This window comes from Streptomyces sp. NPDC044061 (assembly GCF_056434305.1).
Window position 1 is genome coordinate 366780 of sequence record NZ_JBWKFL010000002.1, and the last position, 25638, is coordinate 392417.

General features: G+C 71.2%; 24 protein-coding genes. 8 read left to right on the plus strand and 16 right to left on the minus strand.

The annotated features are described in order from the left end of the window. Positions 1-90: 90 nt before the first annotated feature. Positions 91-1812 (minus strand): 2-isopropylmalate synthase, encoded by a 1722-nt coding sequence (gene leuA / locus AC07CM_RS04135; RefSeq protein WP_478874769.1) that lies wholly within the window; start codon positions 1810-1812, stop codon positions 91-93. Positions 1813-2133: 321 nt separating this feature from the next. Between leuA and AC07CM_RS04140 the strand changes: the two genes are divergently transcribed. From AC07CM_RS04140 to AC07CM_RS04155, 4 genes are all read left to right on the plus strand, one after another. Beyond that, positions 2134-3204 carry a M4 family metallopeptidase gene (locus AC07CM_RS04140; protein ID WP_478874770.1) on the plus strand — a complete coding sequence of 357 codons (1071 nt, stop codon included), beginning with the start codon at positions 2134-2136 and terminating at the stop codon, positions 3202-3204. Positions 3205-3225: 21 nt separating this feature from the next. Further along, positions 3226-3492 carry a protealysin inhibitor emfourin gene (locus AC07CM_RS04145; protein ID WP_478874771.1) on the plus strand — a complete coding sequence of 89 codons (267 nt, stop codon included), beginning with the start codon at positions 3226-3228 and terminating at the stop codon, positions 3490-3492. Between the two features lie 73 nt (positions 3493-3565). Continuing rightward, the gene (locus tag AC07CM_RS04150) at positions 3566-4906 is read left to right on the plus strand and encodes a GH1 family beta-glucosidase (RefSeq protein WP_478874772.1); all 1341 of its coding nucleotides are present in this window, start codon (positions 3566-3568) and stop codon (positions 4904-4906) included. Further along, complete coding sequence (locus AC07CM_RS04155) at positions 4903-6156, plus strand: MFS transporter (protein ID WP_478874773.1); 1254 nt, start codon at positions 4903-4905, stop codon at positions 6154-6156. Before AC07CM_RS04150 ends, AC07CM_RS04155 begins: the two co-directional genes overlap by 4 nt. Positions 6157-6182: 26 nt before the next feature. Here the strand turns inward: AC07CM_RS04155 and era are convergent, their stop codons facing one another. After that, the gene (era, locus tag AC07CM_RS04160) at positions 6183-7136 is read right to left on the minus strand and encodes a GTPase Era (RefSeq protein ID WP_478874774.1); all 954 of its coding nucleotides are present in this window, start codon (positions 7134-7136) and stop codon (positions 6183-6185) included. Between the two features lie 174 nt (positions 7137-7310). On the opposite strand from era, the gene AC07CM_RS04165 reads away from it, so the two are divergent. Both AC07CM_RS04165 and AC07CM_RS04170 read left to right on the plus strand, forming a co-directional pair. Beyond that, the gene (locus AC07CM_RS04165; protein WP_478874775.1) at positions 7311-8624 is read left to right on the plus strand and encodes an ammonium transporter; all 1314 of its coding nucleotides are present in this window, start codon (positions 7311-7313) and stop codon (positions 8622-8624) included. Continuing rightward, positions 8621-8959 carry a P-II family nitrogen regulator gene (locus AC07CM_RS04170; protein ID WP_478874776.1) on the plus strand — a complete coding sequence of 113 codons (339 nt, stop codon included), beginning with the start codon at positions 8621-8623 and terminating at the stop codon, positions 8957-8959. The genes AC07CM_RS04165 and AC07CM_RS04170 overlap by 4 nt, the downstream gene beginning before the upstream one ends. Here the strand turns inward: AC07CM_RS04170 and AC07CM_RS04175 are convergent. The 5 genes from AC07CM_RS04175 to AC07CM_RS04195 form a co-directional block, all read right to left on the minus strand. Beyond that, entirely contained in the window at positions 8853-9872 is a 1020-nt protein-coding gene (locus tag AC07CM_RS04175) for a DUF916 domain-containing protein (protein ID WP_478874777.1), read from the minus strand. The genes AC07CM_RS04170 and AC07CM_RS04175 overlap by 107 nt on opposite strands. Before the next feature lie 92 nt (positions 9873-9964). Next, positions 9965-11293, minus strand: a complete 1329-nt coding sequence (locus tag AC07CM_RS04180) for a beta-xylosidase (protein ID WP_478874778.1) — start codon at positions 11291-11293, stop codon at positions 9965-9967. Between the two features lie 173 nt (positions 11294-11466). Beyond that, positions 11467-11943: a hypothetical protein gene (locus tag AC07CM_RS04185; protein WP_478874779.1), complete on the minus strand. Its 477-nt coding sequence runs from the start codon at positions 11941-11943 to the stop codon at positions 11467-11469. Positions 11944-12211: 268 nt separating this feature from the next. After that, complete coding sequence (locus AC07CM_RS04190; RefSeq protein ID WP_478874780.1) at positions 12212-12565, minus strand: cytidine deaminase; 354 nt, start codon at positions 12563-12565, stop codon at positions 12212-12214. A gap of 28 nt (positions 12566-12593) precedes the next feature. Further along, positions 12594-13454, minus strand: a complete 861-nt coding sequence (locus AC07CM_RS04195) for a helix-turn-helix transcriptional regulator (RefSeq protein ID WP_478874897.1) — start codon at positions 13452-13454, stop codon at positions 12594-12596. A 109-nt stretch (positions 13455-13563) separates the two neighbouring features. On the opposite strand from AC07CM_RS04195, the gene AC07CM_RS04200 reads away from it, so the two are divergent. Continuing rightward, positions 13564-14985: an MFS transporter gene (locus AC07CM_RS04200; protein WP_478874781.1), complete on the plus strand. Its 1422-nt coding sequence runs from the start codon at positions 13564-13566 to the stop codon at positions 14983-14985. Here AC07CM_RS04200 and AC07CM_RS04205 read toward each other — a convergent pair. From AC07CM_RS04205 to AC07CM_RS04240, 8 genes are all read right to left on the minus strand, one after another. Beyond that, positions 14970-15989, minus strand: coding sequence for a S66 family peptidase (locus tag AC07CM_RS04205; RefSeq protein ID WP_478874782.1), 1020 nt, complete (start codon positions 15987-15989; stop codon positions 14970-14972). The genes AC07CM_RS04200 and AC07CM_RS04205 overlap by 16 nt on opposite strands. A 42-nt stretch (positions 15990-16031) precedes the next feature. Next, complete coding sequence (locus AC07CM_RS04210) at positions 16032-16391, minus strand: MmcQ/YjbR family DNA-binding protein (RefSeq protein WP_478874783.1); 360 nt, start codon at positions 16389-16391, stop codon at positions 16032-16034. Beyond that, complete coding sequence (locus AC07CM_RS04215) at positions 16388-17686, minus strand: hemolysin family protein (protein WP_478874784.1); 1299 nt, start codon at positions 17684-17686, stop codon at positions 16388-16390. Before AC07CM_RS04215 ends, AC07CM_RS04210 begins: the two co-directional genes overlap by 4 nt. Positions 17687-17703: 17 nt before the next feature. Next, positions 17704-18201, minus strand: a complete 498-nt coding sequence (gene ybeY / locus AC07CM_RS04220; protein ID WP_478874785.1) for an rRNA maturation RNase YbeY — start codon at positions 18199-18201, stop codon at positions 17704-17706. A gap of 12 nt (positions 18202-18213) precedes the next feature. Further along, positions 18214-19293, minus strand: a complete 1080-nt coding sequence (locus tag AC07CM_RS04225) for a PhoH family protein (protein ID WP_478874786.1) — start codon at positions 19291-19293, stop codon at positions 18214-18216. Positions 19294-19492: 199 nt separating this feature from the next. Next, a complete protein-coding gene (locus AC07CM_RS04230; protein WP_478874787.1) occupies positions 19493-20635 on the minus strand; it encodes a carbohydrate kinase family protein in 1143 nt (380 codons plus the stop codon). 81 nt (positions 20636-20716) lie between these two features. Continuing rightward, positions 20717-22006 (minus strand): glucarate dehydratase family protein, encoded by a 1290-nt coding sequence (locus AC07CM_RS04235; protein WP_478874788.1) that lies wholly within the window; start codon positions 22004-22006, stop codon positions 20717-20719. Next, complete coding sequence (locus tag AC07CM_RS04240; RefSeq protein ID WP_478874898.1) at positions 22003-22899, minus strand: 5-dehydro-4-deoxyglucarate dehydratase; 897 nt, start codon at positions 22897-22899, stop codon at positions 22003-22005. The genes AC07CM_RS04235 and AC07CM_RS04240 overlap by 4 nt, the downstream gene beginning before the upstream one ends. A 538-nt stretch (positions 22900-23437) precedes the next feature. Here AC07CM_RS04240 and AC07CM_RS04245 point away from each other — a divergent pair. Further along, a complete protein-coding gene (locus tag AC07CM_RS04245) occupies positions 23438-24670 on the plus strand; it encodes an MFS transporter (RefSeq protein ID WP_478874789.1) in 1233 nt (410 codons plus the stop codon). Here the strand turns inward: AC07CM_RS04245 and AC07CM_RS04250 are convergent. Next, positions 24634-25626, minus strand: a complete 993-nt coding sequence (locus AC07CM_RS04250) for an adenosine deaminase (protein ID WP_478874790.1) — start codon at positions 25624-25626, stop codon at positions 24634-24636. The genes AC07CM_RS04245 and AC07CM_RS04250 overlap by 37 nt on opposite strands. Positions 25627-25638: the final 12 nt, after the last annotated feature.

The following is a 25638-nucleotide window of genomic DNA, read 5'->3' on the forward strand; positions in this document are numbered from 1 at the left end:
GAACGCTATCCGGATCGTGAGGACGGGCATCCCCCCCCCCCCCCCCCCCCCCCCCCCCCCCGGGCCCCCGAAAGTGCTGGTCGGCCAGGGTCAGCGCGTCGCGCGGTTGACCGCGGAGACGACCGCCTTCAGCGACGCACGCGTCGTATTCGCGTCGATGCCGATCCCCCACAGAACCTTGTCGTCGATCGCGCATTCGATGTAGGAGGCGGCCTGCGCGGAGGCGCCCTCGCTCATCGTGTGCTCCTGGTAGTCCAGCAGGCGTACGTCGATGCCGATGGACTGCAGGGCGTCGAAGAAGGCCGAGATCGGACCGTTGCCGGAACCGGTCAGGACGGTGTCCTCGCCGTCGACGGTGGCCTCGACGGTCAGGGTGTCGACGCCGTCGGTGTCGGTGGTCGACTGGCCCGTGCGGACCTGGATGCGGCCCCACGGGTTGTCCGGGTTCGGCAGGTACTCGTCCTGGAAGACCGCCCAGATCTCCTTCGGCGTGATCTCGCCGCCCTCGGCGTCCGTCTTGGCCTGGATGAGCTTCGAGAACTCGATCTGCATCCGGCGCGGCAGTTCCAGCTTGTGGTCGTTCTTCAGGACGTAGGAGACACCGCCCTTGCCGGACTGCGAGTTGACGCGGATGACGGCCTCGTAGGAGCGGCCGACGTCCTTCGGGTCGATCGGCAGGTACGGCACCGCCCACTCGATGTCGTCGACCGTGACGCCCTTGGCCTTCGCCTCGGCCTCCATGGCGTCGAAGCCCTTCTTGATGGCGTCCTGGTGGGAGCCGGAGAAGGACGTGTAGACCAGGTCGCCCACGTACGGGTGGCGCGGGTGGACCTCCATCTGGTTGCAGTACTCCCACGTACGACGGATCTCGTCGATGTCGGAGAAGTCGATCTGCGGGTCGACGCCCTGCGAGAACAGGTTCATGCCCAGGGTGACCAGGTCGACGTTGCCGGTGCGCTCGCCCTGCCCGAACAGGCAGCCCTCGACGCGGTCGGCGCCGGCCATCAGCGCCAGCTCGGCCGCCGCCACGGCCGTACCGCGGTCGTTGTGCGGGTGGACGGACAGGCAGACGTACTCGCGGCGGGACAGGTTGCGGTGCATCCACTCGAAGCGGTCCGCGTGCGTGGACGGGGTCGAACGCTCCACGGTGGCGGGCAGGTTGAGGATGATCTCGCGGCCCGGGCCCGGCTGGTAGACGTCCATGACCGCCTCGCAGACCTCCAGCGCGAAGTCCAGCTCGGTGTCGGTGAAGATCTCGGGGCTGTACTGGTAGCCGAACTCGGTTTCCGGGCCCAGCAGCTTCTCGGCGTACTCCATCACCAGACGGGTGCCGTCGACGGCGATCTGCTTGATGTCGTCCTTGGAGCCGCGGAACACCACCCGGCGGAACACGGGAGCCGTCGCGTTGTACAGGTGGACGGTGGCCCGCTTGGCGCCCTTCAGGGACTCCACGGTCCGCTCGATCAGGTCCTCGCGGGCCTGGGTCAGCACGGAGATCGTGACGTCGTCCGGGATCGCGCCCTCTTCCTCGATGATGGAGCGTACGAAGTCGAAGTCGGTCTGGCCGGAGGCGGGGAAGCCGACCTCGATCTCCTTGTAGCCCATCTTGACCAGCTGGTCGAACATCCGGCGCTTGCGCTCGGGCGACATGGGGTCGATCAGGGCCTGGTTGCCGTCACGCAGATCGGTGGAGAGCCAGCGGGGGGCGGCGGTGATCCGCTTCTCGGGCCAGGTGCGGTCCGGGATCTCGACCTGCTCGTACCGGCCGTACTTGTGGATCGGCATGGAACTGGGCTGCTGGCGGTTCGCCATGGTGCGGGGCTCCTTGGAAGGTGTCCGGAAGGACGGCCGACGACGCAACGCCAAGCTCCGCGGGGAGGGGGTCGGCCTCGACTACAGGCCCTCGCCGCGGCAGCTAAGAAGGAGCAGCCCGAAAAGCATGATGCTCCGCATGCTAGCCGAGTCGCGCTGAGCCGCGAGCGCCTGTATCAGTATGCGGGACCGCGGGGACAAATTGGACAAAAAGTGCGCCATACCACTTTGACTACAGGGAGTGAGTGCAATGTCACCGTATTTCACCAATCATGGTTGCGAGTAGTGACAGTGGGGTAACTCAGTGCAAGGGTGCCGGGCATGACGACCAACGGGGGCTTCCAGCCCGTCTTCTGCACGATCGTGCCGCCGCACGTCCTCGACAAGCTCGCCCGGAACGAGGACCCCGCGCTCTCCGGCCCCGCCCGCCGGTCCCTTGAGCACGACGCCTACCAGCGCACCCACCGCCGCCTGACCACGGTGATCGGCGCACCCGCCGTCGCCCCGCCGGCCGGTGCCGCCGCCGACCGGCCGCACCGCACCATCTACGACGCCGAGCACCAGCAGGACCTGCCCGGCACGAAGGTCCGCGAGGAGGGCTCCGAGCCCGGCCCGGACGCCACGGTCAACCGCGCCTACGCGGGCCTCGGCGCCACCTTCGAGCTGTACCTGAAGGCGTACGGCCGCAACTCCATCGACGGCGAGGGCCTGCCGCTGGACGCGAGCGTCCACTTCGGCACCGACTACGACAACGCCTTCTGGAACGGCGAGCAGATGGTGTTCGGCGACGGTGACAACGAGATCTTCCTCGACTTCACCATCCCGGTGGACGTCATCGGCCACGAGCTGACCCACGGCGTCACCCAGCACACCGCCAACCTGGCCTACTTCGGCCAGTCCGGCGCGCTCAACGAGTCCGTCTCCGACGTCTTCGGCTCGCTGATCAAGCAGTACACGCTCGGCCAGACCGCGGCCGAGGCCGACTGGCTGATCGGCGCGGGACTCCTCGCCCCGCGCGTCACCGGCACCGCCCTGCGCTCGATGAAGGCGCCGGGCACGGCGTACGACGACGACGTCCTCGGCAAGGACCCGCAGCCGGCGACGATGGACCACTACGTCCGCACCGGCCGCGACAACGGCGGCGTGCACATCAACTCCGGCATCCCGAACCACGCCTTCTACCTGGTCGCCACGGCCATCGGCGGCCACGCCTGGGAGAAGGCCGGGCAGATCTGGTACGACGTGCTCACCGGCGGCGAGCTGAAGCAGGACGCCCTGTTCGCCGACTTCGCCACGCTGACCGTGCGGGCGGCCCGCGAGCGGTACGGCGCGGGCGACGAACTCCAGGCCGTGCAGAAGGCATGGGAACAGGTCGGGGTGCGGACGCTGTAGTTCCGTACTAGACAGTCCCCCATGCGTATTCGAGTGCGGCGTACGGGCGGTTTCGCGGGCATCGAGCGCCGGGCCGAGGTGGACACCTCGGGCCGGCCCGACGCCCCCGAGTGGCACACCCTGGCCGAGCGTGCGATCGCCTCGGGCGACCGCACGCCCCCGGCCGGGGTTCCGGACGGCTTCAGCTACGAGATCACCGTGGACGGCCGCACGGCCTACGCGGCCGATCCTCGGCTGTCCGAGGAACAGCGGGAACTGATCTCGCGGGTGCTGAAGGAGGGGGCGTAGGCCTCTGGGTCGCAACTGCCGTTTCGCACCGGGGCGTTGACTTCAGTTACCGCGGGTAAGGATGATCCCGGCCATGGCGACTGATGCAGGCAATCCGATGCCCCGCTTCCCGGCCGGCTTTCTGTGGGGTGTCTCGACCTCGGCCCATCAGATCGAGGGGGCGGTCGATGAGCGTGAGGCATCCGTGTGGGACGTGTTCACGGCCGAGCCGGGGCGGGTGAAGGACGGCTCGACGGCGGCGGTGGCCTGCGACCACTTCCACCGTTACCGGGAGGACGTGGCCCTCCTCGCCGGACTCGGCGTGGACGCGTACCGCTTCTCGATCTCCTGGCCGCGGGTGAACTCCCCCGGCGGCCTGGACTTCTACGACCGGCTGGTGGACGAGCTGTGCGCGGCGGGCGTACGGCCCGTGCCCACCCTGTTCCACTGGGACCTGCCCGCCTCGCTCGACTGGCTGGAGCGGGACACGGCGGCCCGGTTCGCCGAGTACGTCTCCGTGGTGGCCGGACGCCTCGGCGACCGCGTCACCAAGTGGATCACCCTCAACGAACCCGCCGAGCACACCCTGCTGGGTCACGCCCTGGGCGCCCACGCCCCCGGCCGGCAGCTCCTCTTCGACGCCCTCCCGGCCGCCCACCACCAGCTCCTCGCCCACGGACTCGCGGTACGGGCCCTGCGCGCGGCCGGGGCCACGGACATCGGCATCGCCAACTCCCACGGCCCGACCTGGCCCGCCTCCCCGGAACCGGCCGATGTGGAGGCGGCGGGCTTCTACGACCTCCTGCTCAACCGGCTGTTCGCCGAGCCCATCGTCCTGGGCGAGTATCCGGAGGGCATCGACGCGTTGATGCCGGGCGACGTGCGGTCCGATCTGAAGGTCATCTCCGAACCGCTCGACTGGTACGGCGTCAACTACTACGCGCCGACCCGGGTGGGCGCCCCGCAGGGCACCGAGATCGAGTTCGGCGGCCTGACGATGCCGGCCGATCTCCCCTTCTCGGTCTGGGGGATCGAGGACCGCCCGGTGACCGACTTCGGCTGGCCGGTCGTACCGGAGGGACTGACGGAACTGCTCACGGGGTTCCGCGACCGCTACGGCGACCGGCTCCCGCCCGTCGTCATCACCGAGAACGGCTGCTCGTACGAGGGCATCGACGACCAGGACCGGATCTCCTACCTGGACGGTCATGTCCGCGCGTTGCACGCGGCCCTGGAGGCCGGGGTTGATGTGCGCGGCTACTTCGTGTGGTCCCTGATGGACAACTTCGAGTGGGCGGAGGGCTATGCGCGCCGCTTCGGCCTGGTCCACGTGGACTTCGATGGTCCCGCCGATACCGACGATCCCGCCACGCTGAAGCGCACCCCGAAGGCCTCTTACCACTGGTTCCGGGACCTGCTGCGGGCGCAGAGATGACCACCGTCCGCGCCTCGGCCGCGCTCACCGAGCCCGTCGAGCCGGTCGGCCGGGGCTGGACCGCGGCGCTGGCGCTGGCCAACGGGGCGATCTGGGTGGGCTGGTTCGGCCCGCTGCAGATCCTGCTCGCCTCCCAGGCCGGGGACTTCGCGCCCGGCTCCGGCATGTCCAAGGAAACGATGCTGGCGTGGGTGACGGGCGTGGGCGCGGTGGTCTCGTTGCTCGCGAACCCCTTCTTCGGCGCCCTGTCGGACCGGACGACCGCCCGCCGTGGCCGCCGTGCGCCGTGGATCGTGGCGGGCACGGCGGGCGGCGCGCTGGCTCTGCTGCTGCTCGCGGGCGCGTCCGGGCCGTGGACGATGACGCTCGGCTGGTGTCTGGTGCAGCTCACACTGAACGCGGCCTTCGCGGCGGTCACCGCGGCCGTGCCGGACCGGGTTCCGCGGCGCCAACGGGGCGTGGTGGGCGGCTGGTTGGGGGCGGCGCAGATCCTCGGCGTGGTCGGCGGCACGGGCCTCGCGACGGCGGCGGGCGGGATCGGTGCCGGGTATGCGGCCTGCGCGCTGTTCACGGTGGTGGGCGTGCTGCCGTACCTGCTGCGCCACGAGGATCTGCGGCTGGCGGCGGAGGACCGGCCGCCGTGGTCCGGGCGCGCCTTCCTGGCGGGCTTCTGGCTGAGCCCACGCCGGTACCCGGACCTCGGCTGGGCGTGGCTGACCCGCTTCCTGATCAACCTCAGCAACTCGCTGGTGCTGCTGTACCTGCTCTACTACCTGCGGGACCGCCTCCACTACTCCGACCCCGAGCAGGGCGTCCTGATCCTGACGGCGGTCAACGGCCTCACCCTGATGGCGACCGTCGTGGCCGGCGGGGTGTGGTCGGACCGGGTGGGCCGCCGCAAGCCGTTCGTGGTGTGGTCGGGGGTGCTGATGGCGATGGCCACGGCGGCCCTGTCCGGCTGGCAGACCTGGCCGGGCGCGATCGTGGCGGCGGCGCTGCTGGGGGTCGGCTTCGGCGTGTTCACCTCGGTCGACTTCGCGCTGATGACGGACGTCCTGCCGACGGCGCTGGACCGGGGCAAGGACCTCGGCGTGATCAACGTGGCCAACGCCCTGCCGCAGGTGGCGGCCCCGGCACTCGCCGCGCCGATAGTGACGTATCTGGGCGGCTACCGGGTGCTGTACCTGGTGGCGGCGGCGATCGGGCTGGCCGGGGCGCTGCTGGTGGGCCGGATACGCGGGGTGGAATGAGGTTCCGGCCGCACGACGACCCGCTGCTAGAACCCCAGCTTCCGCAGCTGCTTCGGGTCCCGCTGCCAGTCCTTCGCCACCTTCACATGGAGGTCCAGGAAGACCGGCGTGCCCAGGAGGGCCTCGATGTGTTTGCGGGACTTGATGCCGACCTCCTTCAGGCGCTTGCCCTTGGGGCCGATGATGATGCCCTTCTGGCTGGGGCGCTCGATGTAGACGTTGGCGTGGATGTCCAGCAGGGGCCGGTCCGCGGGGCGGTCCTCGCGCGGGAGCATCTCCTCCACGACCACCGCGATGGAGTGCGGCAGCTCGTCGCGGACACCCTCCAGGGCGGCCTCGCGAATCAGTTCCGCGATCATGACCTGCTCGGGCTCGTCCGTGAGGTCGCCCTCGGGGTAGAGGGCCGGGCCCTCCGGCAGCAGCGGAACGAGCAGGTCGGCCAGCAGGCCCACCTGCTTGTCGCCGACCGCCGACACCGGCACGATCTCCGCCCACTCGAAGCCCAGCTCCTTGCCCAGCTGGTCGATGGCGATCAGCTGCTCGGCGAGGGTCTTGGAGTCGACCAGGTCGGTCTTGGTGACGACGGCGACCTTCGGGGTCTTCCGGATCCCGGCCAGCTCCTTGGCGATGAAGCGGTCGCCGGGGCCGATCTTCTCGTTCGCGGGAAGGCAGAAGCCGATCACGTCGACCTCGGCCCAGGTGGTGCGGACCACGTCGTTGAGGCGCTCGCCGAGCAGGGTGCGCGGCTTGTGCAGGCCAGGGGTGTCCACCAGGATCAGCTGGGCGTCGGGCCGGTGCACGATGCCGCGCACCGTGTGCCGCGTCGTCTGCGGCTGGTTGGCGGTGATCGCCACCTTCTGCCCGACGAGAGCGTTCGTGAGGGTGGACTTGCCCGCGTTGGGGCGGCCCACGAAGCAGGCGAAGCCGGCGCGGTGGACGGTCTCGGCCGGCTGCTCGGATGACTGGGTACGAACGCTCATGGCGACCATTGTCCCTGATCCACGAAGCCCCGCCGTACCAGTCGCGGCCACCGCGTCCGGCGGTGAGCTTCCGGAAACCCCTACGCAACGAAACGTCACGGAAACACACCTGTACGCAACCGGAAACGCCCACCGGTGACCCTCTGACGAGCCCCCACACCGTTGGAGACGCCCGTGACCTTCGCCGCCGCTCGTATCGACACCGGCGACACCGCCTGGCTGCTCGCGGCCACCGCCCTGGTCCTGCTGATGACCCCGGGCCTGGCCCTGTTCTACGGCGGCATGGTCCGCACGAAGAGCGTCCTCAACATGCTGATGATGAGCTTCGTGTCGATCGCCCTGGTCACGGTGGTCTGGCTGGTGGCCGGCTACTCGCTCGCCTTCGGTGACGACGCCTTCGCGGGGCTGGTCGGCGGGCTCGGGCACTCCGGCATGAGCGGCCTCGGCCCGGGCAGCGTCCACGGCACCGTCCCCACCCTTCTGTTCGCCACCTTCCAGCTCACCTTCGCGATCGTCACGGCCGCCCTGATCAGCGGCGCGGTCGCCGACCGCACGAAGTTCTCGGCCTGGCTGGTCTTCGTCCCGGTCTGGACGCTGCTGGTATACGTTCCGGTCGCCCACTGGGTGTGGGGCCCGGGCGGCTGGATCCTCGACCGGCTCGGGGCGCTCGACTTCGCCGGCGGTCTCCCCGTCGAGATCACCTCCGGCGCCTCCGGTCTGGCCCTGTGCCTGGTCCTCGGCCCGCGCCTGGGCTTCAAGAAGGACGCCATGCGCCCGCACAACCTGCCCATGGTGATCCTCGGCGCCGGTCTGCTGTGGTTCGGCTGGTTCGGCTTCAACGCGGGCAGCGCGCTCGGCGCGAACGGGCTCGCCGCGGCCGCCTTCCTCAACACCCTCGCCGCCGGCTGCACCGGCCTGCTCGGCTGGCTCTTCGTCGAGCACAGGCGCGACGGCCACCCGACGACCCTGGGCGCCGCCTCCGGCGCGGTGGCCGGCCTGGTCGCCATCACACCGTCGTGCGGCACGGTCTCCCTGCTCGGCGCGCTGGTCGTGGGCCTCGCCGCCGGCGTCGTCTGCTCCTTCGCGGTGAGCTGGAAGTTCAAGCTGAACTACGACGACTCGCTGGACGTCGTCGGCGTCCACCTGGTCGGCGGCGTCATCGGCACCCTGCTGATCGGCCTGTTCGCCGAGAAGGCGATGACGGGCGGCGCCCAGGGCCTGTTCTACGGCGGCGGGCTCGTCCCGCTCGGCAAGCAGCTGCTGGCCGTGGTGGTCGTCGCGGGGTACGCGTTCGGGGTGACGTACGGCCTCGGGAAGCTGCTCGACAAGGCGATGGGCATGCGGGCGAGCGAGGAGCAGGAGCACACCGGTTTGGACCTTACGGTGCACGCCGAGACGGCTTACGATCACGGGGTCCTGGGGCACGGCGCCCCGGTCTCCCACTCCGTCGTCACCGGCTCCTCCCAGAAGGTCAAGTCCCAGGCATGAAGCTCATCACCGCGATCGTCAAGCCGTACCGCCTCGACGCGGTCAAGACGGCACTTCAGGAGGTGGGCGTGCAGGGTCTGACCGTGACCGAGGCGAGCGGCTACGGCCGCCAGCGCGGCCACACCGAGGTGTACCGGGGGGCCGAGTACCGGGTCGACCTGGTGCCGAAGGTCCGCATCGAGGTCGTGGTCGAGGACGCGGTCGCCGAGGACGTGATCGACGCGATCGTCAGGGCCGCGCAGACGGGGAAGATCGGCGACGGGAAGGTGTGGGCGCTGCCCGTGGAGACGGTCGTACGCGTGCGGACCGGCGAGCGCGGCCCCGACGCGCTCTGACCAGGAGCGCTCCGCTCACCGCTCCGGCCGCGAACAGCAGCCCGGCGAACAGCCAGGGCAGCGCGAGGAAGGAGGCGCTCGCCGACTGGCGGGTGTCCTGAGCGCTCGCGGTCAGGGTGAGGTGTCCCCGGTCGAGCTGGGGTGCGCCGTGCCAGTCCTCGGTGAGCCGCACCCGCTGCCCCGGCAGCAGCTCGGACGGGACGCCGGTCAGGTCGCGGTCGAGCAACGTACGGCCGAACAGCCCGCGTGCCGTCAGCCGCACCCTCGGGTCGAGGGTGACGTTCCCGGTGTTGCGCAGCGTGTAGGTGATGGTCGCCGTGCTGTCGCCGAAGCCGGGGACGAGGGGCTGGTGGTGGGCGATGTGCACGTGCTCGACGGAGATCGCGGGGAGCGTGGGCCCGCTGACCCGGAGGTAGACCCGGGCGCCGACGGCCCGCTGGACACCGAGCGCGAGCCTGCCGCTGCCGGGGGCGACGCGCTCGTCGAGTGCGACGATCGCGCCCGGGTGATCGCCGGGCTCGGCGCCTCGGGGCACGTGGAGTGTGAAGGGCACGGTCACGGTCCCGTGGCCGGGCACGGTGACCCGCGAGGTCGCGGGCTTGGCCCAGGCGCCCACCCCGCGCATGCGTTCCTTCAGGGTCCGTACGGCGAACCCGCCGTCGCGCGCGGTGTTGTATGCGTCGGCCGCGTAGAGCCGGAAGGTGAGCGGCCTGCCGGTCTTGTTGGCGACGGCGACCTTGTCGGTGACGGTCTGCCCGGGGTCGGCCGAGAGGTAGAAGTAGGGGCGCGCGGCGACCTTCGAGGCGACCGGGTAGACGGACCAGCTGCCGTTGTCGGCGGCCCGCGCGGGGGCGGCGGTCCCGCCCAGGACGAGACAGACGAGGGTCAGGAGGAGGACGTACGGCTTGCGCATGGGTGCGGACCTCCCATGGGCCGGGTCGGGCGGTCGGGCGGATGCGGCCCCTGGTGCGTGGGGGCGCCCGGCCACCGCTGGCTGTGTTCGGATCAGGTGAGGGTGAGGGTCAGGACGCCGGAGTACGAGCCCGGGGGCGTGAACGCCGGTACGTCCAGGGAGAGCCCGGCGTCGACGGTGAACTCGCCACCGGTGAGCGCGCCGTCGGGGGTCGACGCGAGGGTCGCTCCCGAGATGCCCACCGCGCCCGTCGAACCGGCCTTGCAGGTGCTGGGGCTGCCCGCCTTGGTCGCGCAGGCGGGGGTCCAGCTCAGCCTGCTCGCGTCGATCTTGGCGCCGGGACCGGTGAAGTCGGTGACCTTGCCGGTCAGGGACCAGCCCGCGGGCCCGCCGCGGAAGTCCTTGACGGTCACCGTCTGCAGGGCTCCGGTCGAGGCCCCGCCCTTGCCGAAGTCGACCGCCGACAGCGCGACGGCGTCCCCGGCCTGGGACATGGACAGGGTTCCGGCCTTGACGGTGGTGGTCAGCTTCTGGCTGCCGGCCGGGACGGGCGTGTTGTCGTTGACGACGTAGGCCGCGGGGCCCGCGCCCTTGTCCGCGCTCCAGGAGGCGCCTTCGTAGGCCACGATCCCGGTCGTCGTCTTGTCGTTGACGACGAGGGAACCGCTGAAGGAACCCGAGGAGTTGGCGGTCACGGTCGCCGTGTCCGCGGTCTGGGTGTCCCCGGCCCGCCCGGCCAGGGTCACGCTGGCGCCCGGCGTGAAGTTGCTGCCGCTGACGGTGACGCCGGCGCCCGGGTCACCGGAGGCCGAACCCAGCGAGATGGCACGGGTGTTGGCCGGGGTCCCGTCGGTCGCGGTGACGGTCTGCGACACCGGGGCGGGCGGGTTGGTGACCGTGCACGGTGTGTCCAGCTCGAGGATGTAGCTGGTGTGGATGTTGTAGTCGCCGGGCGAGAGGGTGATCTGGCCCGCCTTGGTGACGGTGAACGTCCCGGTCATGGAGAAGGACGGGAAGGGTGCCTTCCCCGGTACCGGGGTGTTCTTCTTCGGCCCGGCGACCGTGACGGCCCCGGTCTGGGCGCCGCCGAGGGTGACCTTGCCGGTCGGGGTCATGATGTCGGCCGGCAGGGCCAGGTCGGTGGGGTTGCCGGCGGCGGGCGTGACCACGGTGTAGGTCACGGTGACGGTGTCGCCGACCTTCGGGCTGGAGTTGTCCACCGACACGTTCGCGGTGGTGGTGCCGTCGATCGGCGGAAGGCCTGAGACGGCGGGCGGGATGCAGTGCGTGGCGAAGTCCACGTTCGTACCGGCGGCGCCGGCCGGACAGGCCAGCGCGCCGCCCGCGGTGACCGCGAGGGCGGTCGCCCCGAACAGTGACGCCCAGCGCCACCGTCGGGATCTTCGGGGTGTCGAACCCATGGGGGCCCCTCCTGAGGGTTGCGGGCGCAGCGGCTCATCTGCGCCGACAGGGGGCATTGATGTGGAGCCCGCGTGAGAAGTCAATGGAGATGCCGCAGAAAGCTGACGGAGTATCAGTTTCCGCGGCATCCAGGGGAGAACCGGAACAGATCGCTCAGTTCAGCGGGGTCTGCTCAGTCGAAGACGAACGGGCCGGGCGACTGCTTGGCGGTGGCCTTGCAGGTCACGGTGATCCCGAAGATCACCATTTTCAGCGAGCCGCCGTAGGCCTCCAGGCCGTCACCGGAGGCGACGGTACCGGGGAGCGGGCCGACGCTGACCGGATCGCCGGTGTTCATGGCCGGGTTCTTGGTCCCGCTGAACACGACACTGCCGCCGCCGGCCTTCGCCAGGGTGAGCGTGGAGGTGATGGAGTCCTGCGCCACCGCGACGGGCGCGCTGATGGCGGTGGAGGTGAGGGTGATGGTGGCCGAGGTGCCGCTCTGGGTGGCGGTCAGCGTGGCCGCGCCGCCACCGAAGAAGCCGCAGCTCGCGTTGATGGTCGCCGACTGGGGGGTGACGGCGGCCGCGGTGGGCGCGAGGGTGAGACCGGTGACCGCGAGGGCCCCGGCGACCAGTGCCGCGCCTGTTGCCGTGCGTGTGCCTCTCATGGGGATCCGCTTCCCTTCCCTGTGGGGGGTGCCGTGTGGGGGGACGCCGACGGACATGAGGCCGGAGCAGGCGGGTGCGGACACTCTGCGGGGCGGTGCGGATCTGACGGCCCGTCGGAACGTATGGCTCCATTGATGCGCGAGGGCACAGACCCAACAAGGTTGAATTCCAGCCGACCTTTCGTTCGGCCTGCGCCTTCCCGGCCGACCGGGACGGGTGGGCGTGCTGGGCGAATCGGAGGTCCGGGGAGCGGAGCCCCCCGGCACCTCAGCCCGCGGAAACGGTCAGCTGCACAGTCCCGTCCGGAGAGGCGAGCAGCACAGGCGTCTCGGGCCCACCCAGGTCGGCCACGGCGGCCCGGTCCTCGGCGGCAACGGCTTCCGCCTCGCTCACCACGGCCGCCGCCTCCAAGGACCGCGCCCCCGAGGCCACCGCCATCGCCACCGCCGTCCGCAGCGCGCTCAGCTTCAGCGAGGTCAGCTCCACCGACCCGGCGACATACGTACGCCCGGTCTCGTCCCGTACGGCCGCCCCCTCGGGCACACCGTTGCGGGCCCGGGCGGAACGGGCCAGGGTGACGATCTTGCGGTCCTCGGGATCAAGCGCGTTGCTCTCGGTCATGCCCAGAGCATACGAAGCCCGGGGAGTTTCACCCCGCCACGGGGTGCATGGCGTCACGCCGCCCCTCGGGAGAGGCCAGCCACTCCAGCTTCGCCGCGGTGCTCTCCTCGTCCAGCGGAGTGTGCAGCACGATCATCAGATCGGGCCTGGCCGGCACCTTCATCACCGTCGACTCCACGACCAGTAGCCCGACCAGCGGGTGGACCAGTTCCTTGCGCACCTGCCCCTGGTCCTCGATGTCCCGCTCGGCCCACAGCGCCACGAACTCGGGGCTGCGGGCCGACGCCTCTGCGAGCACCGCCTGGAACCCCTCGTCGTCCGGTCGTGCCGCGCACGCCGCCCGGAACTGGGCCACGACCGTCCGTGCGTTCCGCTCCCAGCTGTTGCTGCGCGACCGGTACAGCGGATCGACGAAGAAGTCGACGAGGCAGTTCTGGGTGATGTCCGGCCGCATGCCGAGGACCAGCGCCGCCGCGTCGTTGTACATCACGCAGTTGTAGTACACGTCCATGATGTGCGCCGGGTAGGGCATCCAGGTGTCGATCAGCCGCCGCAGCCCGTCGCACATGTCCCGCTTCTCGGGCGCCACTTGAGGCGCCGGCGGGTTCAGCCCGGCCAGCAGGTACAGGTGCCGGCGTTCGGCGTCGCTGAGCCGGAGCACCCGGGCGACGGCGTCGAGGACCTGCGGGGAGACGGAGATGTCCCGCCCCTGCTCCAGCCACTGGTACCAGGAAGCGCCCACCCCGGCGAGCACGGCGACCTCCTCCCGGCGCAGCCCGGGCGTACGGCGCCGGCCCCCGCCGCCCGGCAGCCCGGCCTCCTCGGGACTGACCCGGGCCCGTCGGTTCATCAGGAACTCGCGCAGCTCGTCCCGCCGATGACTGCGCATCGCCTCCGCAGCGGCCACGTACCGCTCCTCCCCCGTCGTGTCTGGTGGTGCCACCACCACCATAAGTTCCGACTCCCCAGCATTGTTCCGGCCGCCGGAAGCTCTTCCCATGGCGATCGACACCACCTCCCAGTCCACCACCCCCGTAGGCCAACCGCTCGACACCCCACGGCTGTCGACGCGTGACAAGCTCGTCCTGTTCATCCTGTGCGCGGCCCAGTTCATGGTCGCGCTGGACTTCTCCGTGCTGAACGTGGCACTGCCCGAGCTCGGCAGCGACCTCGGCATGAGCCGCTCGGCGCTGCAGTGGGCGGTCACCGCGTTCGCGCTCCCGTCCGGCGGCTTTCTGCTGCTGTTCGGCCGGACCGGCGACCTGTTCGGCCGCAGGAGGCTGTTCCTGGGCGGCCTGGCCCTGTTCGGCGCGGCCTCGCTGCTGGCGACCCTGGCCTGGGACCCCGCCTCCTTCCTCACCGGGCGGGCCCTGCAGGGCCTGGGCGCTGCGGCGATCGTGCCGACGGGCATGTCCCTGCTGACCACCACCTTCCCGGAGGGACCGGCCCGGGACCGCGCTCTCGGCATCTCCGGCACGCTGTTGTCGCTGGGCTTCACGGTCGGCATGGTCGCGGGCGGTGTCCTGACCGACGCGCTCGGCTGGCGCTCCACGATGGCCCTGCTCACGGTGTTCGCGCTGATCGTGCTGCCGCTGGCGCCGGGTCTGCTGCCGGAGTCGCGCACGCCGGACCGCCCGCGCCTGGACGTGCCCGGCGCGATCACCGTCACGGCGGGTCTGCTGTCGCTGATCTACGCCCTGTCCACGGCCGCCGACCACGGCTTCGGCCGCACCGACGTCATCGCGGCTCTGATCGCCGGGCTCCTTCTGCTGGCCGCGTTCACGGTCGTGGAGTCCCGCTCGCCGGCGCCCCTGGTCTCCCTGCCCATGCTGCGTCGCCGCACGGTGGCGTGGGGGAACGTGGGCGGTCTGGTCACCTTCTCGATGATGTCGACGGTGATCTTCGTCCTGACCCTGTACCTGCAGGAGATCCTGCGTCTGTCGGCCTTCGAGACGGGCTTGGTCTTCGGCTTCCAGGGCGCGCTGTCGGCCGTGGCGGGCACCCTCGCCCCGAAGGTCATCGGCCGCTTCGGCGCCCGTCGCACCCTGGTCGGCTCCCTGGCCGGCCAGGGCGTGCTGGTGGCGACGCTGCTGCCGCTGAACGCCCACACCTGGTCGGTCTGGCTCGCCACGGCCGCCGTGGCCCTGGCCAGCATGTGCCACCTGGGCGCGATCATCTCGTACGGCATCACGGTCACCTCGGGCGTCCCCGACGAGGAACAGGGCCTGGCCACCGGCCTGGTGACCTCCACCCAGCAGGTGGGCATCACGGTCGGCATCCCCCTGCTGGGCGTGCTGGCCACCACGTCCCCCGACCTCCTGTCGGGCGTCCACACGGTCCTCGCCCTGGACGCGGCAATCGTCCTGACCACCGCGGCCTTCGTGGCCCTGGGCCTGCGCCGGGGTCAGTCGAGGGTCTGAACGATCTCGCTTCGCGCGGCCGTGTGCAGTACGCGGCCGCGCGCGCCGTTCACCAGGGGAATGTAGGGCGGTACATGGCCGCACTCGATGTCGGCGACGACCGGGACGCCGAGGGGGCCGAGGGCGTCGAGGACGGCCTCGTGCTGGGTGAGGGTGCGGCCGTCGGGGGCCTTGGTACGGCCCACCAGGACGGCGGCCGCGCGGTCGAAGAACCCGGCGAGACGCATGCCGTGCAGGGCGCGGCAGATGGTGAAGGCGTTGTCCTCGCACGCCTCGACGTAGACGAGGAGCGGCTCGTCCCCGGCGAAGCGCGAGGTGTCGAGGTACGGCGTTCCCGCGAGGTTGACGAGGATCTCGACGCACCCGCCGATCAACCGCCCCTCGACGTCGACGTCCCCGTCCCCGTCGAGCCGCGTCCAGCTGCCCTCGGTGTCCAGGATGAGGTCCCGGATCTCCGGGGCGCGGGTCCAGTCGTCCCAGCCGCTCGCCCGGTACCGGCCGGGCGGGGTCTGTGCGAACGGCTCGCCCTGCGGCGCGGTCACGATGTCCAGCCAGGACGTCAGGCCCTCGGGCGTCCGGTAGGGCGTGTCCATGAGGTTGTTGCCGTGCACGGTCGCGACCCCGGTGAGCAGGGTCAACGGGGTGATGACCGTGGACATGTCCGACCAGCCGACGACCCAGGTCGGCTCGGCCCGCCCGATCCGTTCGAAGTCGAGCAGCGGCAGCAGGTCGATCGCCGTCTCCCCGCCCCACGGCGGCACCACCGCCCGGATCGTCGGGTCGGTCAGCATCTCGGTCAGCTCGGCGGCGCGTTCGGCGGCCGGCGCGCTGATGTGCGTCGAGCCGTCCATGCACCGGCCGACGACCACCTCGTAGCCGCGTGCCTCGAGGTCCTGGACCGCGACGTCGAGACGGCCCCGGAGTTCCCTGGCCACCCCGCTGGAGGGGGAGGTCACACCGACACGGTCACCGGGGCGCAGAGGGCGCGGGTATCGAACGGTCATGCGGCGGATTCTGACACGCAATCAGCAGCCGCCGACAGGGATTTACGGCCGGTCCAGCCGCAGCCGTTCCGCCCTCGGCAGGCCCGCGACGACGAGGTCGTACGAGTCCTCGATCAGCTCCCTGACCAGGCGGTCCGGCAGGCCGCCCGCCACCGGGACGGTGTTCCAGTGGCGTTTGTTCATGTGGTAGCCGGGGACGATCAGGCCCTCGTGCTCCCCGCGCAGCCGGACCGCGTCCTCCGGGTCGCACTTGAGGTTGACCGTCAGGGGCCGCGCGCCCAGGTTCGTCAGCGCGAACATCTTCCCGAGGACCTTGAAGACGGAGGTCTCCGGGTTGAACGGGAAGTCCTCGACGGCCGCGTTGAAGGACAGGCAGAAGGCGCGCAGCTCCTTGGGGGTCACTCGGGCCTCTCCTGCTCCGCGGGACCGCCGGCCGGCTCCACCAGGACCGTCACGATCTTGTTGCGACGGCCGGCCGCGGCCTCGGCGGTCAGCTTCAGCGTGCGCTCGTCGGGCAGTTCGACCCGGGCCGAGGCACCGGCGATGGGCACACGGCCGAGCGCCTTGGCGAGCAGCCCGCCGACGGTCTCCACGTCCTCGTCGTCGTACTCCTCCAGGCCGTACAGCTCACCGAGGTCGGTGATGTCGAGGCGCGCGGTGACCCGGTAGCGGTCGTCGCCGAGGTCCTCCACGGGCGGGAGCTCACGGTCGTACTCGTCGGTGATCTCGCCGACGATCTCCTCGAGGATGTCCTCGATGGTGACGATCCCGGCGGTGCCGCCGTACTCGTCGATGACGACGGCGACGTGGTTGCGGTCCTTCTGCATCTCGCGCAGCAGGTCGCCGGCGTTCTTGGTGTCGGGCACGAAGACGGCCGGTCGCATGGCCGTGGACACCAGGTCGTTCTCGGCGTCGCGGCTGATGTGCGTCTTGCGGACCAGGTCCTTCAGGTACACGATCCCGACGATGTCGTCCTCGCTCTCGCCGGTGACCGGGATCCGGGAGAACCCGGAGCGCAGGGCGAGGGTGAGGGCCTGACGGATGGTCTTGTACCGCTCGATGACGACCAGGTCGGTGCGCGGGACCATCACCTCGCGCACCAGGGTGTCGCCGAGCTCGAAGACCGAGTGCACCATGCGACGCTCCTCGTCCTCGATCAGCGACTCCTTCTCGGCGAGGTCGACCAGCGCACGCAGCTCCGCCTCGGAGGCGAATGGGCCGCGCCGGAAGCCCTTGCCGGGGGTGAGCGCGTTGCCGATGAGGATGAGGAGGTACGGGATCGGGCCCATGATGCGGGCCAGCGGCAGCAGCACGTACGCCGCCGCCGTCGCGGTGTTCAGCGGGTGCTGGCGGCCGATGGTGCGCGGGGAGACGCCGACGGCGACGTACGACACCAGGACCATCACTCCGATGGCGATCAGCAGGGCCTGCCAGGTGGCCGCGAACTCCTGCAGGCAGGCGTACGTCACCAGGGCCGCGGCCGCCATCTCGCAGGCGACGCGGACCAGCAGGGCCACATTCAGGTAGCGGGTGGGGTCGGCGGCGACCTGGGCCAGCTTGGCGCTGCCGCGCCGTCCGGTCCGTACGGCCTCCTCCGCGCGGAAGCTGGAGACGCGCGCGAGGCCCGCCTCCGCGCAGGCGGCGAGCCAGGCCACGACGACCAGCGCGATCGCGCCGATGACGATCTGCGGACTCATTACGAGGGCCGGCCCGCCTACGAGACGGTCGGCGCCGGGGACGGCCCGGTCAGCCCCCGCTCGCCCCGCCACCCGTCGACGATGGCGGCCTGGAGTCCGAACATCTCGGCCTTCTCGTCCGGCTCCTCGTGGTCGTACCCGAGGAGGTGCAGCACGCCGTGGACGGTGAGCAGCTGGAGCTCCTCGTCCATGGAGTGCTGCGTGTGCGCCTCCGCCCCCTGCTTGGCGGCGACCTCCGGGCACAGCACGATGTCGCCGAGCAGCCCCTGGGGCGGCTCGTCGTCGTCCTTCGCCGGCGGCCTGAGCTCGTCCATCGGGAACGACATGACATCGGTCGGACCCGGCAGGTCCATCCACTGGATGTGCAGCTGCTCCATGGCGTCGGCGTCCACGACGATCACCGAGAGCTCGGAGAGCGGGTGGATGCGCATCCGCGCGAGTGCGTAGCGGGCGATGTCGAGGATCGCCTGCTCGTCGACCTCGGTGCCGGACTCGTTGTTGACGTCGATCGACATGGTCGTGCTGGTCTACTTCCCCTTGGGAGCCTTGGCGCCGGTCCTGCCACGGCCGCCCTTGTGGGTGCCGTTCTCGGTGCCGTGCTGGCTGTCGTACAACTCGTACGCGTCGACGATACGGCCCACCAGCTTGTGCCGTACGACATCGTGGGACGACAGCCGGGAGAAGTGGACGTCCTCGACGCCCTCCAGGATCTCCTGCACCTGCCGCAGACCGCTCTTGGTGCCGTTCGGCAGGTCGACCTGCGTCACGTCACCGGTGATCACGATCTTCGAGTCGAAGCCGAGGCGGGTGAGGAACATCTTCATCTGTTCGGGGCTCGTGTTCTGGGCCTCGTCGAGAATGATGAAGGCGTCGTTCAGGGTCCGTCCACGCATGTACGCCAGCGGCGCGACCTCGATCGTCCCGGCGGCCATCAGCCGGGGGATCGAGTCCGGGTCGAGCATGTCGTGCAGCGCGTCGTACAGCGGCCGCAGGTAGGGGTCGATCTTCTCGTAGAGCGTGCCGGGCAGAAAGCCGAGCCGCTCCCCCGCCTCCACAGCGGGTCGGGTGAGGATGATCCGGTTGACCTGCTTGGACTGCAGGGCCTGTACGGCCTTGGCCATGGCCAGGTAGGTCTTGCCGGTGCCTGCGGGGCCGATGCCGAAGACGATCGTGTGCTTGTCGATCGCGTCGACGTACCGCTTCTGGTTGAGCGTCTTGGGGCGGATCGTGCGGCCGCGCGAGGACAGGATGTTCTGCGTCAGTACCTCGGCCGGGGTCTCCGGGCCGTCGCTCGTCCCGTTCTCGCTCGCCTTGAGCATGGCGATCGAGCGTTCCACTGCGTCCTCCGTCATCGGCTGCCCGGTGCGGAGCACCAGCATCATCTCGTCGAACACGCGCGAAATGAGGGCGACGTCCGCAGGGTCGCCGACCGCGCTGATCTCATTGCCCCGGACATGGATGTCGGCTGCCGGGAAGGCCTTCTCGATCACGCGCAGGAGGGAGTCGCCTGAACCCAGCACGGTCACCATGGGGTGCTGGGCGGGGACTGTCAGCTGCGCTCTCGCCTGCTCCTGCGCGGGGGTGTGAGCTGTGGGTGTCTGAGTCATGGGCCGGCTCTGTAGGCCTGCGGTTCCTCCTCGTCACGGCCGCACAGCTGAGGGCGGCCTCGCGATTCCAGGGTACGACGGTGGACTGACAAGGCCGTAGGGCTTTTCAGCGGGCCGCCGACCGGCGACTTCCCGGCCCCGGCCCTGTCCCCCGCGCCGAGCGTCCCTCACACCTGGAATCCCTCACACCTCACGTCCCTCAGGCCGAGCGCCGGAATCCGAGCGTCGGCACAGCCCTGCGCAGCGGCCACGGCCGGTCCAGTTCCTCCGGGACCAGGCCGTCGAGGAACGCGTACCGCCGCAGCCCCGCCGGATCCTGCCCCTCCACCGACTGCACCCTCCGCCACCACGCCCCGATCTCCGACCACCCGGGCGCCGACAGCGAGCCCCCGAACTCCTGGACGGACAGGGCGGCCGTGAGTCCCGCGAAGGCAAGTCGGTCGGCGAGCGGCCAGCCGGCCAGCGTGCCCGTGACGAACCCGGCCACGAAGACGTCGCCCGCGCCCGTCGGGTCCAGCGCCTCCACCGCGATGGCGGGCACCTCGGCCGTCTCCCCGGTACGCCGGTCCACCGCGTACGCCCCCTCCGCACCCAGCGTCACCACCGCCAGCGGCACGTGCTCGGTCAGGGCGTGCGCGGCCGCCCTGGGGCACTCGGCGCCCGTGTACCGCATCGCCTCCTGCGCGTTGGGCAGGAACGCCTCGCAGTGTTCGAGATCTGCGAGTCCGGACAGATCCCACGTACCGGTGTCGTCCCAGCCGACGTCGGCGAAGATCCGGGTGCCCGCGCGGGCGGCCTCGGCGATCCAGGGGGCGCGCGTGCCGGGGACGAGCGAGGCGACGGCCGCACGCGCGCGGGGCGGGAAGTCGGGCGCCGGCTTCTCCGGCGGCGGCTCGTGGCCGTGGGACACCATGGTCCGCTCGCCCTCGTAGGCCATGGAGACGGTCACCGGCGAGTGCCAGCCGGGCACCGTCCGCGAGGGCGTGAGGTCGATGCCCTCGCCCTGGTCCAGCGCGTCCCAGCAGTACTCGCCGTAGTGGTCGTCCCCGAAGGCCGCCGCGAGGGAGGTCCGCAGGCCGAGCCGGGCGAGCGCGGTGGCCATGTTGGCGACCCCGCCCGGGCTGGAGCCCATGCCCCGGGCCCAGGACTCGGTGCCGCGCACGGGCGCCGAGTCCAGGCCGGTGAAGACGATGTCGAGGAAGACCGTGCCCGTGAGGTAGACGTCCCAGGGCGGATCGTCCGGTGCGCGCAGGGCGGCCAGCGGGTCGACCTGGGCCTGACAGCGCGCTGCCTTGGTGAGGTGCTCCGGTTCCTCTCCGGCGATCGTGTGCGACGGGGTCACGGTGCGCTCCCTGACGTGATGCGGATTGGGCCAGTGTGCACCACATCCCATCCGGAGCACGGCCGTCGCACGGCAGCGTGACTACCAGCGGGGCATCACCGGGGTCCGCCACTCGGGCTCCGCCACCCGCATCGCCGCCGCGTCGTCCCGGTCGCGCAGCGTGCCGTCGTCCTCGGCCCAGCGCCGGTGCAGCCGGGCGAGTTCGTCCCGGTCCAGCTCGACGCCGAGACCGGGCGCGTCGGAGACCACGACCCTGCCGTCAGTGAAGGCCGGCCGCTCGGTGAGGACGTCCTCGGACTGCCAGGGGTAGTGGGAGTCGCACGCGTGGTGCAGGTTGGGCACGGTGGCCGCCACCTGGGTCATCGCGGCGAGGCTGATCCCGAGGTGGGTGTTGGAGTGCATGGACACCCCGACGCCGAAGACGTCGCAGATCGCGGCCAGGTGCCGGGTGTTGCGCAGCCCGCCCCAGTAGTGGTGGTCGGAGAGCACCACCTGCACTGCGTCCCTGGTGAACGCCTCCTTGATCTCGCCGAAGGTGGTCACGCACATGTTGGTCGCGAGCGGGACCTCCGTCCCGGCCGACACCTCGGCCATCGCGGGGGTGCCCAGCGTCGGGTCCTCCAGGTACTCGAGGACGTCCCCGAGTTCCTTCGCCACCTTCAGCGACGTGTCGACGGACCAGGCGCCGTTGGGGTCGAGCCGCAGCGGGTGCCCTGGGAAGGCCTCGGCGAGGGCGCGTACGGCCGCGATCTCCTCGTCGGGCGGAAAGACCCCGCCCTTGAGCTTGAAGGAGGTGAACCCGTACCGCTCCTTGAACCGCCGCGCCTGGCCGACGACTCCTGCCGGGTCGAGGGCGGCGCCCCAGTCGTCCGGTTCGGCGGCGACGCCCCCCGGGTGGCCGGCCCACTTGTAGAAGAGGTAGGCGCTGTACTCGACCGCGTCCCGTATCTTGCCGCCGAGCAGCGCGTGCACGGGCAGCCCGAGCACCCTGCCCTGGGCGTCCAGGCAGGCGACCTCGAAGGCGGACAGCACCGACAGCCGCAGCTTGTCCGCGCTCTGCACCCCGCGCAGTCCGCCGGCGTCCACGGCTCCCCTGATCCGGTCCTCGTCCACGGCGAGGTCCACGGAGAACAGCCAGTTCACATCCATGACCGAGCGCCCGACGAGGTGTTCGGCCAGCGGGCGGGCCAGTTCCAGGTACTTGGTGTCGCCGTAGGTCTCCCCGAGACCGGTGATCCCGTCGGCCGTCACGACCTCGACGATCAGCCGGGGGGTGTACGGCTGGTGCACGCCCTGGGTGTTGAGCAGCGGCGGGTCGGCGACCAGGATCGGCGTCAGCCGCACCTCGGCGATGGTCAGGTCACGGGTCACAGCGAGGCTCCTGCGAGGTCGAGTCCGGTGGTGAGGAGGGCCTTCAGGTCGGCGAGGTCGGCGGGCGAGGGGTCCGTGAGGGGGGCACGAACGGGGCCGACGCGGTCACCGCGCAGCCGGGCGGCCGCCTTCACCAGGGACACCGCGTATCCGGGCGTGCTGTCGCGCAGTTCGACGAAGGGGACGTAGAACTCGCGCAGGAGTTTCTCGGTCGTGACGTGGTCCCCGCCGCGCAGCGCGGTGAAGAAGGCGCCGGCGATCTCGGGGGCGAAGGCGTGGACGGCGGAGGAGTAGGCGGGGACCCCGACGGTGGCGTAGGCGCGGGCCTGGATCTCGGCGGTGGCGGCGCCGTTGAAGAACAGGAAGTCCTCGGGGGCGGCGAGGGTGAGGCGCTGGAGGCGGTCGAGGTCACTGTGGCCGTCCTTGAGGCCGATGACGTTCGGGATGCGCGCGATGCGCCGCAACGAGGCCACGGTATAGGCGACCTGCCCGCGCTGGTAGGCGACGAGCGGCAGCCGGGTGCGGGCGGCGAGCCGCTCCAACTGGGCGGCGAGGCCGTCCTGGGGGGCCGCGACGAGGTAGTGCGGCAGCACGAGCAGGGCGTCGGCGCCGGCCTCCTCGGCGATCCGCGCGAACCGGGCGGCCTGCGCCCAGCCGTACCCGGTCCCGGCCACCACGGGCACCCGGCCGGCCGCCTCCTCGACGGTGACGGCGACGACCCGCCGGTACTCGTCCTCGTCCAGCGAGAAGAACTCGCCGGTGCCGCAGGCCGGGAAGACTGCCCCGGGGCCGGAGGCGAGCCGCGCGGCGACATGGGCGCGGAAGCCGTCGGGGTCGAGGGAGCCGTCGTCGTGGAAGGCGGTGAGCGGGAAGGACAGCACGCCGTGCGCCATGCCCTTCCGCAGTCGCCGTGCCACGTCCTGCGGACTCGGATCGCCAGCCACCTGACCATCTCCCCTTATGAATATTGTCTATGTATGAGAACAGAGGCTAGATAGACGAACGTGGGGCCGTCAATGGGCCCCGGAGGACGGGAGGGTGAAGGGGAACGAAAAAGAGCCCCACCCCGCACAAGCGGGATGGGGCTTCATCGGAGCGCCGGGCAGGCCTTGCACCTGCATCTCCCCACAGGAAGTGGGGCGTCTTTCCTTGGACCACCAACGCACGGTCCGCCACCGGGAGTTCCGGCGACCGCGACGTGATGAACCATAACCCATCCCGCCGCACCCTGACCAATGGACCGTCAGGGGGCAACCTCATACCCCCGACTCTCCGACGGCAAACGCAAGAGTGATCCGGATCACGTCTCCCGACCTTCTTCCGGAACCGCGTGCTTGATACAACTTGCTCGCACGTTCCCGTCCGTCGACGGCCGTCGCTCCCTCCCCCTCTTTTTCCGAGCCGCTGCTCTCGCCTGCCCTGGGAACGCCCGTGTCCGCCCCCCGCTCCACCATGCCCTGGCCCCTCGTCGCCCTTTTCACGGCCGGGTACCTCGCCCCCTACCTGCTGCCGACCACCGTCGGCCGGCTCGACGCCGGGCTTCCGCTCTCCACCACCCAGGCCGGGGCCATCGGCAGTGCGCTGCTGCTGAGTTCGGCGGCGGCGGGCTTCCTGCTGGCCTCCCGGGTGGAACGGATCGGCGCGCGCACCCTCGCCCGGGTCGGCCTCGCGCTCGCCGTCCTCGGCTACGGCGGGGCCGCGCTGACCGGGGCCGTGCCGGCCGTCGTGGCGGGCGCGCTGCTCGGCGGGTTCGGGTCCGGCACGGTCACGGCGGTCGCCGCCGGCGGCATCGCCGCACACCGGGATCCGCACCGGGTCACCACGCTCGGCCTGCTCGGCGTCTCCGCGCTCGCGGGCGCCCTGTACCTGACGATCCCGCACCTCGGCCCGGGTCATGGGCAGCCGCTCGCCGCGATCGCGCTCACCGCGGTAGCGGTGTGGCCGCTCACCGGGCGCCTGCCCGCCCGTACGGCCCCGGTCCGCGCCTCCTGCGCCGGACGTGGCAGGCTCCCCCACCTGCGGGCCGGCCTGCTGCTGGCCGTGGCCATGCCCTGTTGGTCCCTGGCGCAGAACTCCCTGTGGGGCGTCAGCGGCCGGATCGGTCTCGGACAGGCGCACCTCAGTGAGGTCAGCGTCGGCGCGGTGTTCGCGGTCGCGCTCGGCGCCGGGCTGTTCGGGGTCGTGGGCGCCGGGGCGCTCGGGTCCCGGCTGGGCCGGGCGGCGCCGATCGGCGCGGGTACGGCGCTCATCGCGGGCTGCATCGCGCTCAGCGCGTCGGCGACCGACCTGCCGGCCTTCGCGGCGGGCGAGATCTCCTGGAACCTGCTCTACCCGGTCGTGCTGTCGTACGTCATCGGCCTGGCCGCCTCCCTGGACCCGCGCGGCCGCTGGGCGGTGCTGGTCGGCTCGGCGTCGTCACTGGGCACGGCGGCGGGCCCGCTGGCCGGGAGCGCGCTCGCGGCGTGGGCGGGCTTCCCGGTCATGGGCGAGGTTCTGGCCGTCGTGCTGCTGGCGGTGGCGGTTCCGCTGACGGTGGTGGCACTGCGGGCGGGCAGGCGAACGGTCCGTGTGGTGGAGATCCAGGTGGACACCCAGGCCGTGCCTGCCCAGCCCACGTACGACACCGCCTACCCGAACTCGTACGCCTCCACCTCGGCCAGGTAGCGCGCCCGCCGCTCCTCGTCGTCCTCCAGGAAGGAGGCGAGGAATGAGTTGCGGGCCAGCTCGCGCATCTGCTCCCTGGCCAGCCCGAGGGCGTCACGGACGGCGTGGTAGTTGTCGGCGACGTAGCCGCCGAAGTAGGCCGGGTCGTCGGAGTTGATCGTGCACAGCAGGCCGGCGTCGAGCATGGCCGGGAGAGGGTGCTCCGCCAGGACGTCCACGGTTCGCAGCCGGACGTTGGACAGCGGGCACAGGGTCAGCGGGACGCGGTCGCGGACCAGCCGCTCGACCAGTGCCGGGTCCTCCATGCAGCGCAGGCCGTGGTCGATCCGCTCCACGCCGAGGACGTCCAGCGCCTCGGTGATGTACGCGGCCGGACCCTCCTCGCCGGCGTGCGCCACCCGGCGCAGCCCGAGCGCGGCGGCGGCCTCGTACACCTCACGGAACTTCGCCGGCGGGTGGCCGACCTCGGCCGAGTCGAGGCCGACGCCGGTGATCCGGTCCAGGTAGGGCCTGGCCGCCTCCAGGATCTCGAGCGCCGAGTCGGCGGACTCGTCGCGCAGGAAGCACATGATGAGCTTCGTGGAGACTCCGTGGTTCTCCCCGCTGCGGCCGAGCGCCCGCCACAGCCCTTCCACGACCGTGCCCATGGCCACGCCCCGCGCGACGTGGGCCTGCGGGTCGAAGAAGATCTCCGCGTGCCGCACGCCCTGCGCGGCGGCGCGGGCGAGGTAGGCATCGGCCAGATCGGCGAAGTCCTGCTCGGTGCGCAGGACGGCCATCAGCTCGTAGTACAGGTTCAGAAAGGACTGGAGGTCCTCGAACTGGTAGGCCTTGCGCAGCTCGTCGGTGTCGGCGTAAGGCAGTTCGACGCCGTTGCGGGCGGCCAGCTCGAACGCCAGCTCGGGCTCCAGGGTGCCTTCGATGTGGAGGTGCAGTTCTGCTTTGGGGAGGGGCATCAAAGCATCGTA